This is a genomic window from Streptococcus sp. (assembly GCF_019414905.1).
In the GTDB taxonomy this organism is placed as follows: Bacteria; Bacillota; Bacilli; order Lactobacillales; family Streptococcaceae; genus Streptococcus.
Genome location: NZ_DXLC01000226.1, coordinates 1 through 3,629, shown reverse-complemented (window position 1 = coordinate 3,629; position 3,629 = coordinate 1). Strand labels below are relative to the sequence as shown.

The 3,629-nt window shown below is 38.5% G+C and carries 2 protein-coding genes; both read left to right on the top strand.

The annotated features are described in order from the left end of the window. Positions 1-1,128, top strand: a 1,128-nt coding sequence (locus QZ359_RS07000) for a polysaccharide biosynthesis C-terminal domain-containing protein (RefSeq protein WP_293964745.1), incomplete at its 5' end; no start/stop codon positions are given. A 207-nt stretch (positions 1,129-1,335) separates the two neighbouring features. Further along, positions 1,336-3,294: a peptide ABC transporter substrate-binding protein gene (locus QZ359_RS06995; protein ID WP_261076740.1), complete on the top strand. Its 1,959-nt coding sequence runs from the start codon at positions 1,336-1,338 to the stop codon at positions 3,292-3,294. The last annotated feature ends 335 nt before the right edge of the window (positions 3,295-3,629 follow it).

Genomic DNA, 3,629 nt, shown 5'->3' with positions numbered 1-3,629 from the left:
CAAATTGCTGAGCAGGTCATTCGTGTTATCTGGATGCTCTTAGCAACCTTTATCATTATGAAGCTCGGTTCAGGAGATTACCTAGCAGCCGTTACCCAATCGACCTTTGCGGCCTTTATCGGCATGGTAGCTAGTTTTGCAGTTTTGGTCTATTTCCTTGCTCAAGAAGGGTTACTCAAAAGAGTCTTTGAAACAGGAGATAAGATTAACAGCAAGCGTCTTTTGGTTGATACCATTAAGGAAGCCATTCCTTTTATCCTGACAGGCTCTGCCATCCAGCTCTTCCAGATTCTGGATCAGATGACCTTTATCAATAGTATGAGCTGGTTTACCAACTACAGCAACGAGGACTTGGTTGTCATGTTTTCTTATTTTTCAGCCAATCCAAATAAAATCACGATGATTTTGATTTCTGTAGGGGTTTCAATTGGGGGTGTCGGTTTACCACTCTTGACTGAAAACTATGTCAAGGGGGACTTGAAGGCAGCTTCTCGTCTCGTTCAGGATAGCATTACCATGCTTTTCGTATTCCTGCTGCCAGCAACGGTTGGAGTGGTTATGGTAGGAGAACCTCTCTATACTGTCTTCTATGGCAAGCCAGATAGTTTGGCCATGGGCTTGTTTGTCTTTGCAGTTTTGCAGTCTACTATTTTAGGCTTGTACATGGTCTTGTCTCCAATGCTTCAGGCCATGTTCCGCAACCGCAAGGCCGTTCTCTATTTTATCTATGGTTCCATTGCCAAGCTAGTCTTGCAAATACCTACCATCGCCCTCTTCCACAGTTATGGTCCTTTGATTTCCACAACCATCGGTCTTATTATTCCTAACGTCTTGATGTATCGGGATATTTGTAAGGTAACTGGTGTCAAGCGCAAGGTGATTTTAAAGCGAACCATTTTAATCAGTTTGTTGACCCTTGTTATGTTTATCGGTGTAGGTGCCATCCAGTGGATTTTAGGATTTGTCTTCCAACCAAGTGGACGTTTGTGGAGCTTCCTTTATGTAGCCCTTGTCGGTGCCATGGGTGGAGGAGTATATGGAGTCATGAGTCTCCGTACTCGTTTGTTGGATAAGGTGATTGGAAAAGCCCAAGCAGATCGCCTGCGAGCAAAATTAAAAATTTCTTAGAAAAATAATTTATAAATAAAATGAATAAGTTGAGTTTTTTAAAAACCAAAACACTCTCTTATTCATTTTTTATTGTTAGAATTGGATATAAAATGTAAAACAGAGAATAAATAACGAAAGTAATTGAATTTTATGTCAAAAAACACTTGACTAAAAAGTAGTTAGCCTGTATAATAAAACAAATATTTAAATCAGGAGGTTCTGGAGATGAAAAAGTCTAAGGCCAAGTATGCAACGCTTGCAGGTGTCGTGTTAAGTGCAGGTATTTTGTTAAGTGCCTGTGGAAATTCCAGCACAGGGTCAAAAACATATAACTATGTTTATACTAGTGATCCGTCTAGTTTGAATTATCTAGCAGAAAACCGTGCAACAACCAATGATATCGTGGTTAATTTGGTAGATGGGCTCATGGAAAATGACCAGTATGGGAATTATATCCCATCTTTGGCAGAGGATTGGAGTGTATCCAAGGATGGCTTGACCTATACCTACAAACTGCGTAAGGATGCTAAATGGTATACTGCAGATGGAGATGAATATGCTCCTGTAACTGCCCAAGATTTTGTAACTGGTTTGAAATATGCAGCAGATAAAAAATCCGAAGCCTTATACTTGGTGCAAGAATCCGTTGCTGGTTTAGATGACTATATCAACGGGAAAACAAGCGACTTTTCAACTGTCGGAGTCAAGGCTCTTGACGACCAAACGGTTCAATATACCTTGACACGACCAGAATCTTACTGGAACTCAAAAACAACTTCAACCATTCTCTTCCCGGTCAATGCGGATTTCTTGAAATCAAAAGGTGATGATTTTGGGAAGGTAGACCCATCTAGTATTTTGTACAATGGACCTTTCTTGATGAAATCCTTTGTTTCAAAATCTGTCATTGAATTCAAGAAAAATCCGAACTACTGGGATGCTAAAAATGTCTTTGTAGATGATGTGAAATTGGCTTATTATGATGGTAGTGACCAAGATGCACTAGCTCGTAACTTTGTTGAGGGAGCTTATAGTTATGCTCGCCTTTATCCAAATAGTGCAAGCTTTGAAGGTATTAAAGAAAAGAATAAGGACAATATCATCTATAGCTTGCAAGATGCCACTTCTTATTTCTTAAACTTTAACCTAGATAGAAAATCTTATAAATTCACTTCCAAGACAAGTGATGCTGAAAAGAAATCGACTCAGGAAGCGGTTCTTAATAAAAACTTCCGTCAAGCCATTAACTTTGCCTATGACCGTACAGCATACGGGGCTCAATCTCAAGGAGAGGATGGTGCAACTAAGATTTTGCGTAACCTAGTCGTTCCTCCAAACTTCGTAAGTATCAACGGCAAAGACTTTGGTGAAGTAGTGGCCTCTAAGATGGTGAATTATGGTAAGGAATGGCAAGGAATCAACTTTGCGGATGCCCAAGATCCATACTACAATCCAGAAAAAGCTAAAGCTAAATTTGCTGAAGCTAAGAAAGAACTCCAAGCCAAAGGAGTCCAATTCCCTATCCACTTAGATAAAACTGTAGATTTGACCAATAAGGCAGAAATTCAAGGAATCAATTCCATGAAGCAATCAATAGAATCTGTCTTAGGTGCAGAAAATGTTGTCATTGATGTTCACCAACTTTCTACAGAAGACTATGAGAGTTCAGGTTATCTTGCTCAGACTGCAGCTCAGAAGGATTATGATCTTTACAACGGTGGTTGGAGTCCAGACTATCAAGATCCATCAACCTATCTTGACGTCTTTAACGTTAATTCTGGTGGTTTGATGCAAAATCTAGGTATAGAGCCAGGTGAAGCCAATGACAAGGCCAAGGCTGTTGGATTGGATGTCTACACTCAAATGTTGGAAGAAGCTAATAAGGAGCAAGAGCCGGCTAAACGTTATGAAAAATATGCGGATGCCCAAGCTTGGTTGGTAGATAGCTCTCTAGCAATTCCAAATGTTTCACTAGGCGGAACACCAACATTGAGAAAAATTGTTCCTTTCTCAACACCATATTCATTGGCTGGTAATAAAGGGGTTGAATCATATAAATACCTCAAAGTACAAGATAAAACAGTCACAAAAGATGAATATGAAAAAGCCAAAGAAAAATGGCTGAAAGAAAAAGAAGAATCCAATAAAAAAGCCCAAGAAGAATTGGCAAAACATGTCAAATAAGAATTTTTCAAGAAAAAACGATGGTTTCGAAAGAAGCTGTCGTTTTTTAATAGAATGATGGCAAATTTGGAAGAAAATGCTTACATTTTTTAATTGGTTTATTAAATTTATGTTATAATGAATATAACAAAAACGTGAGAAACTATTTTCGAAAATCTACCCAGTGTTAACTGAAGTATGCACATGCTAGAACGATTTTATAGGAGGGATGTTATTTACTGAAAAAGTAAGATAAAATGCAACAAAACAAATGATAAGTTCTTCTTTTATGTGAAGAGTTCTTATCTGCCTGTTTACTAATTTTTATGGAGGTAACATCATGGGCGCTATTATGG

Bases quoted from the DNA above. Each gene is read 5' to 3' on its own strand.
- QZ359_RS06995 (WP_261076740.1), top strand. From the start codon at position 1,336: ATGAAAAAGTCTAAGGCCAAGTATGCAACGCTTGCAGGTGTCGTGTTA.